The sequence below is a fragment of the Stenotrophomonas sp. 3diitr2024 genome (genome assembly GCF_042136455.1).
Classification (GTDB): Bacteria; Pseudomonadota; Gammaproteobacteria; order Xanthomonadales; family Xanthomonadaceae; genus Stenotrophomonas; species Stenotrophomonas sepilia.
On the sequence record NZ_JBHHMJ010000609.1, the window covers coordinates 1 to 6,362 of the forward strand.

Sequence of the window (6,362 nt, forward strand, 5' to 3'; positions counted from 1 at the left end):
CAGCCGCATGGATGCGGCTGCCAAGCTTACAGGGACGTACTTGCGGCGTCCCCGCACTCCGACATCGCCCCGCCAACCCGCGGAATGCCAGCTTTTGCTGTTGCTGTTGAGGCTGCCGGCCAGCGGCCGGCACTACCGCGGGTGCAGGGCGCAGCCCTGCCGAACACCCTTCTACTTGACCTGCACGTCGATCACGCCGTCGCCGACGCGCGCCTGCAGGGCGTCACCAGGTTGCACCTGGTCGATGCGCCGCACCAGCGCACCATCGTCGCTGCGGGTCAGGATGCTGTAGCCGCGGGCTACGGTGGCCAGCGGGCTGACTGCTTCCAGTGAACGCGCCAGCCCGCGCAGCCGCAGTGCATCGCGCTCCAGCAGACGCTGCATCGCTGCCTGCGGTCGTCCGCGCAGGGCGGCCAGGCGGCGCTGCATCGTGTCGAGCTGGCGCTGTGGATGGTGCCCGCGCAGGACCGCCGCTGCATGGCGAAGCCGCCCAGCACGGCGCTCCTGCTGCTGGTTGAACGCGGCATGCAGGCGTCGTCCCAGATCGAGCTGGCGTCGACGCAGCAGATCCAGTCGTGCCTGCGGGCTCTGCGCGTTCAGGCGCAACAGGGCGCGGTCGGCGCGCTGCATCGCCTGTTGCATCGCATGCCGGTGCAGCTGCAGCATGCGAACGGCCGTGCGGCGCACGCGCAGGGCCAGTTCGCGCTGGTTCGGTACCAGCAGCTCAGCCGCCACCGATGGCGTCGGTGCACGCAGGTCGGCGGCGAAGTCGCTCAGGCTGAAGTCGGTTTCGTGGCCAACCGCAGACACCACCGGGGTGCGGCTGGCGGCGATCGCACGGGCCAGGGCTTCGTCATTGAAGGCCCACAGGTCTTCCAGCGAACCACCACCGCGGGTCAGCAGGATCACGTCGTAGCGGCCGCTGGCATCGGCGGCCTGCAGCAGCCGGGTGATCTGCGCGGCGGCACTGCTGCCCTGTACCAGGGTCGGCAGCAGGTCAACTTCCAGCAGCGGGAAGCGCCGGCCGAGCACGCTCAGCACATCGCGCACGGCAGCGCCGGTGGGCGAGGTGATCACGGCCAGGCGTCGCACGTGCGCCGGCAGCGGCCGCTTGCGTGCCGGGTCGAACAGGCCTTCGGCCTCCAGCCGTGCCTTCAGCTCCTCGAAGGCGCGGCGCAGCGCGCCTTCGCCGGCTTCCTCCATGTGGTCCAGCACCATCTGGTACTCGCCACGGGCGTCGTACAGGGTCACCTTGCCGCGCACCAGCACGCGCATGCCTTCGCGCGGCACGAACTTCAGGTACTGCGCCTTCATCCGGAACATCGCCGCACGCAGCTGCGCGCGCGCGTCCTTCAGGTTGAAGTAGAGGTGTCCGGAGGCAGGACGCGCCACGCTGCCCAGTTCGGCCTCGACCCAGATCGCCGGGAAGCTGCCTTCCAGCAGGTCGCGGGCCAGGGTGTTGAGCTGGCTGGGGGTGAGGATGTCGTTGTTGCGTGGCTGCATGGAAACGGCGTGCTGCGGGCGGAACGGGGGCTCAGGATCGCACGTCAGCGCGCCGTATGCTGGCCCAGTGCCCACTGCACGTGTTCACGCACCAGCGGCGAGGGATCGTCGATGCGGGTCTGCAGGGCAGCCAGCGCTTCGGCCGAGGACGGCGCATTGCCCAGCGCCACGGCGATGTTGCGTAGCCAGCGCTCATGGCCGCTGCGCCTGATCGGGCTGCCTTCGGTGCGGCGCAGGAACTCGGCTTCGTCCCAGGTGAACAGCTGGTCCAGGCGCGCGGTATCGAGGTTGTTGCGCGCGCGGAAATCGGCTTCGTCGGTGCGCTTGGCGAACTTGTTCCAGGGGCAGACCAGCTGGCAGTCGTCGCAGCCATAGATGCGGTTGCCGATCAGCGGGCGCATCTGTTCGGGAATGGCGCCGTCGTGTTCGATGGTCAGGTAGGAAATGCAGCGCCGCGCGTCCAGCCGCTGCGGCCCGGTGATGGCCTGGGTCGGGCAGACATCGATGCAGCGCGTGCAGGTGCCGCAGTGCGCCGTGGCCGGCGTATCGATCGGCAGCGGGATGTCGATGTAGATCTCGCCGATGAAGAACCAGGAACCGCCATGGCGGTCGATCAGGCAGGTGTGCTTGCCGATCCAGCCGAGCCCGGCGTTGCGGGCCAGTGCGCGCTCCAGGACGGGGGCGGAATCGACGAACACGCGGTAGCCCAGTGGCGCGACTTCGTCGTTGATCTGCGTGGCCAGCTTCTGCAGGCGGTTGCGCATCAGCTTGTGGTAGTCGCGGCCCAGCGCATAGCGCGCCACATAGGCGCGGCCCGGGTCGGCCAGCGTCGCCCAGGCTTCGGTGTCATCCTTGTGGCTGTAGTCCATGCCCACCGAGATCACGCGCACAGTGCCGGGCAACAGCTCGGCCGGTCGTGCGCGCAGGGTGCCGTGGCGCGCCATCCAGTCCATCGTGCCGTACAGGCCCTGACCCAGCCAGTCGGCCAGGTGCGCCTCATCCTCGCCCAGCTCGATACCGGCGATGCCGCAGCGCTGGAAGCCATGCGCGCGGGCCAGTTCGCGGATGCGCTGCACGGCCTGGGCCGGATCGACGGGGGTGGGGGCGAGGGACATGCGCACCAGTATAAAATCCCTGCATGGCCAACCTCGCCGATCTGTTCGATTCCGCTGCCGCGCGTGCGCTTGATGCCCAGGCGTCCACCCTGGCGGGGGATGCTGGCTGGGGACTGATGGCGCAGGCCGGCCAGGCCGCCTGGCAGTGCCTGCTGCAGCATTGGCCGCAGGCGCAGCGCATCGGCGTGGTGGTCGGTGCGGGCAACAATGGCGGCGACGGCCTTGTGCTGGCTCGCCACGCGTTGCAGGCCGGACGCGAGGTGAGGGTGATCGCCCTGCCGGGCAGGGCGCCATCGACCGCGCTGGCGCAGCGTGCAACATCGGAGTTCAGGTCCGACGGCGGCGCCATCACCGAGTTCGACGGCGCGCTGCCCGAGGCCGACCTCTGGGTCGATGCCCTGTTCGGGCTGGGCTTCGATCGCGCGCCGGAGGGTGCGGCGCAGGCGCTGATCGTTGCGATCAATGCGCAGGCGGCACCTGTGCTGGCCCTGGATGTGCCCAGTGGCGTCGATGCCGACCGCGGTGCGATACCTGGCGCGGCAGTGCGCGCGGCGCTGACCCTGCAGTTCATCGTGGCCCATCGCGGGCTGTACACCGGCGACGCGCTGGATCATTGCGGGCACAAGGCCCTGGCACCCCTGCAGTTGCCCGCTGCCGCATGGCAAAGCGTGTCGCCTGCCGTGGAGTACTGGGCGCAGGCACGGTTGCCGGCCCTGTTGCCGCCGCGCCGCGCAAATACCCACAAGGGTGAATCCGGCCACGTGCTGTGCGTCGGCGGCAACCATGGCAGCGGCGGTGCCATCGCCATGGCAGCCGAGGCCGCCTTGCGCGCAGGGGCGGGGCTGTTGAGCCTGGGTACCCGCCGCGACCACGTCGCTCCACTGCTGGCTCGCCTGCCCGAGGCGATGACCCACGCGCTGGAAGACGGCGAGGCGCTGCCGGCATTGCTTGACAGGGCAAAGGTGGTGGCGATCGGGCCCGGTCTGGGCCAGGACGAATGGGCGCGCGCACTGTTTGCGCGGGTGCTGGCCAGCGCCAAACCACTGGTGGTCGATGCTGACGCGCTGAACCTGCTGGCGCAGGATCCGCGTGCCTTGCCTGGCGCCGTCCTCACACCGCACCCGGGCGAGGCCGCACGCCTGCTCGGCTGCAGCACCAGCGACATCCAGGCCGATCGCTACGCCTGTGCGCAGACGCTCGCCGAGCGTTTCCACGCGGTGGTGGTGTTGAAGGGCGCCGGCAGCATCGTGGCGGCGCCCGGGCAAACGCCCCGGTTGATCGCCGCCGGCAATCCCGGCATGGCCGTGGGGGGCATGGGCGACCTGCTCACCGGCATCATCGCCGGCCTGCGCGCGCAGGGCCTGGCCGCCTTCGATGCCGGCGCGGCGGGCGCGTTGCTGCATGCGCTGGCCGGCGACGCGGCTGCCGCTGACGGCGCACGCGGCCTGCTTCCTACTGATCTGCTGGCGCCGTTGCGGCGACTGGCCAACCCGGAACGCTTCCCATGACCGATTTCTTCCTTGCCGACAGCGACGCCACCGAACTGCTCGGACAGTGGCTGGCGACCACCCGGCCGCCGCAGGCGCTGATCGAACTGCGCGGCGACCTGGGCGCAGGCAAGTCCACCACGGCCCGCGCGCTGCTGCGGGCGCTGGGCGTGCAGGGCGCGATCCGCAGCCCCACCTACACCCTGGTCGAGCGCTATCCGCTGGCCAGTGGCGGTGAGGCGTGGCACCTGGACCTGTATCGCATCGGCCAGGCCGGTGAGCTGGATTTCCTCGGCCTGGACGAGGGCAGCGCGGTCTTGTGGCTGGTCGAATGGCCGGAACGGGGCGCCGGCGCGCTGCCGCCGACCGACCTGGTGGTAGCACTGGAGATCGAAGGACAGGGGCGACGCGCCAGTCTCACCGCGAGCAGCGACGTTGGGCATGAATGGCTGAAACGGCTGCCTCAAGGGGGCGACTTGCAGGCCATTTCTGTCGGCTGACGAGAACAAACACCGGCAGGTTACGGATTATTAAGGAAAAAGGTGTTGCATTCCGTTCAGCGCGGTGATTGAATCCTGAGCCATGCGCCCGGGGAACCGTCTCATCGCCATCTGTGCCGCCGTCGGACTGGGTCTGGCGAGCGTCAGTGCGTGGGCGGGTGAAGTCCGCCAGGTCCTGCTGAACACCGGCGCGACCGGCACCCGTGCCGAGATCTCGCTGGTCGGCAGTGGCGGCTACAAGACCCTGTCGCTGGCCGGCCCGAACCGCCTGGTGGTCGATTTCCCCGACTCCAGCGCCGTACGCAACCTGAAGATGCCGGCCGCGCAGGGCGTGGTCACGGCGGTGCGTACCGGACAGCCGGTCCCGGGCACGTTCCGTGTCGTCTTCGACCTTGCCGAATCGGTGGCGCCGTTCCGCCCGCAGATGCAGCGCGAGGGCAATGAATCCAAGCTGGTGATCGAATGGCCGGGTGATGGCCCTGCCGTGGCCACCAGCCGCCCGGCGACGCCACCGGCGGTACAGTCGCAGGCGGCCGCTGTGGGGGGCTCAGTCGCGCCCGCGCCTGCCGAGAACGCGCAGTCGCGCACCGATGCTGCGCGGGCCACCGCCCTGCTGACCGCACAGGTGCAGCAGCAGGCCAGCGCCAGCGCCGCCGCACCCGCCACGCCGACCCCCGCACCGACCAGCGCGCCAGCCCAGGTTGCTGCGGCAGGCGTCGCGGCCAGCAGCACGCCTTCATCCTCGCCGGCTGCAATCCTTGCCGGCCAGCGCACTGCTGCGGTGGTGACCACGCCGCCGGCAACGGCCCCCACACCCGCGCCGACGCCGGCCGAGCCGCCGCGTCCGGCGATGCCCAGCGATGCATCGCGCATCCGCATGCAGCCCGGCATGCGCCACCTGGTGGTGGCGATCGATCCCGGTCATGGTGGCCAGGACCCGGGCGCGATCGGCCCGACCGGCAAGCGCGAGAAGGATGTCACCCTGGCGGTGGCGCGTGAGCTGGCCCGCCAGGTCAATGCCACGCCGGGCCTGAAGGCCTACCTGACGCGCGACAGCGACGTGTTCATTCCGTTGCCGATGCGCGCGCAGAAGGCGCGTGCGAACAAGGCGGACATTTTCATCTCGATCCACGCCGATGCGGCTGAAAACCGTTCGGCCACGGGTTCGTCGGTGTACGTTCTGTCGACCAAGGGTGCCTCCTCGCAGCGCGCCCGCTGGCTGGCGGACAAGGAAAACGCGGCCGACCTGGTCGGTGGGGTGCGCCTGCAGCAGACCGAAGGCACCCTGGCCAACGTGCTGCTGGACCTGGCCCAGAGCGGCTACATGAAGGCGTCCGAAGATGCGGCCGGCCACGTGCTGGGCGGTCTGAAGCGGATCGGCAACAACCACAAGCCGAACATCGAGCGCGCCAACTTCGCGGTGCTACGCACGTCGGACATGCCGGCGATGCTGGTGGAAACGGCATTCATTTCCAATCCGGATGAAGAGCGCCGCCTGACGGACCCGGCATACCAGCGCAAGGTGGCGGGCGCCGTGCTGGATGGCGTGCACACCTTCTTCAGCCGCCAACCGCCGCCGGGCACGTTGTATGCCGCCCGCGCGCAGGCCGAGATCGACGCCGCAGCCACCATGGCAGGCGGCAGCAAGTAAGCCGCCGAAGGCGGGTTACTGCTTTCCGTAGAGTCGACTGTCAGTCGACTGCGCGCGCAGTGTGGGGGTTTCGGTGGCCGGCGAAGAGCAGTCGACTGACAGTCGA

5 protein-coding genes are annotated in these 6,362 nt (G+C 69.9%); 3 read left to right on the top strand and 2 right to left on the bottom strand.

Going from position 1 to position 6,362, the window contains the following annotated elements; translation table 11 throughout:
- Positions 1-171: 171 nt before the first annotated feature.
- Positions 172-1,503 carry an exodeoxyribonuclease VII large subunit gene (xseA, locus tag ABGA94_RS15925; RefSeq protein WP_375367776.1) on the bottom strand — a complete coding sequence of 444 codons (1,332 nt, stop codon included), beginning with the start codon at positions 1,501-1,503 and terminating at the stop codon, positions 172-174.
- A gap of 44 nt (positions 1,504-1,547) precedes the next feature.
- Entirely contained in the window at positions 1,548-2,618 is a 1,071-nt protein-coding gene (gene queG, locus ABGA94_RS15930) for a tRNA epoxyqueuosine(34) reductase QueG (RefSeq protein WP_005417785.1), read from the bottom strand.
- A gap of 23 nt (positions 2,619-2,641) precedes the next feature.
- Here queG and ABGA94_RS15935 point away from each other — a divergent pair, with 23 nt between their 5' ends.
- The 3 genes from ABGA94_RS15935 to ABGA94_RS15945 all read left to right on the top strand — a co-directional run bounded on the left by ABGA94_RS15935 (position 2,642) and on the right by ABGA94_RS15945 (position 6,256).
- Positions 2,642-4,126 (top strand): NAD(P)H-hydrate dehydratase, encoded by a 1,485-nt coding sequence (locus ABGA94_RS15935; RefSeq protein ID WP_095378141.1) that lies wholly within the window; start codon positions 2,642-2,644, stop codon positions 4,124-4,126.
- Positions 4,123-4,605 carry a tRNA (adenosine(37)-N6)-threonylcarbamoyltransferase complex ATPase subunit type 1 TsaE gene (gene tsaE / locus ABGA94_RS15940; RefSeq protein WP_053500618.1) on the top strand — a complete coding sequence of 161 codons (483 nt, stop codon included), beginning with the start codon at positions 4,123-4,125 and terminating at the stop codon, positions 4,603-4,605. The genes ABGA94_RS15935 and tsaE overlap by 4 nt, the downstream gene beginning before the upstream one ends.
- An 82-nt stretch (positions 4,606-4,687) precedes the next feature.
- Entirely contained in the window at positions 4,688-6,256 is a 1,569-nt protein-coding gene (locus ABGA94_RS15945; RefSeq protein WP_053500617.1) for an N-acetylmuramoyl-L-alanine amidase, read from the top strand.
- Positions 6,257-6,362: the final 106 nt, after the last annotated feature.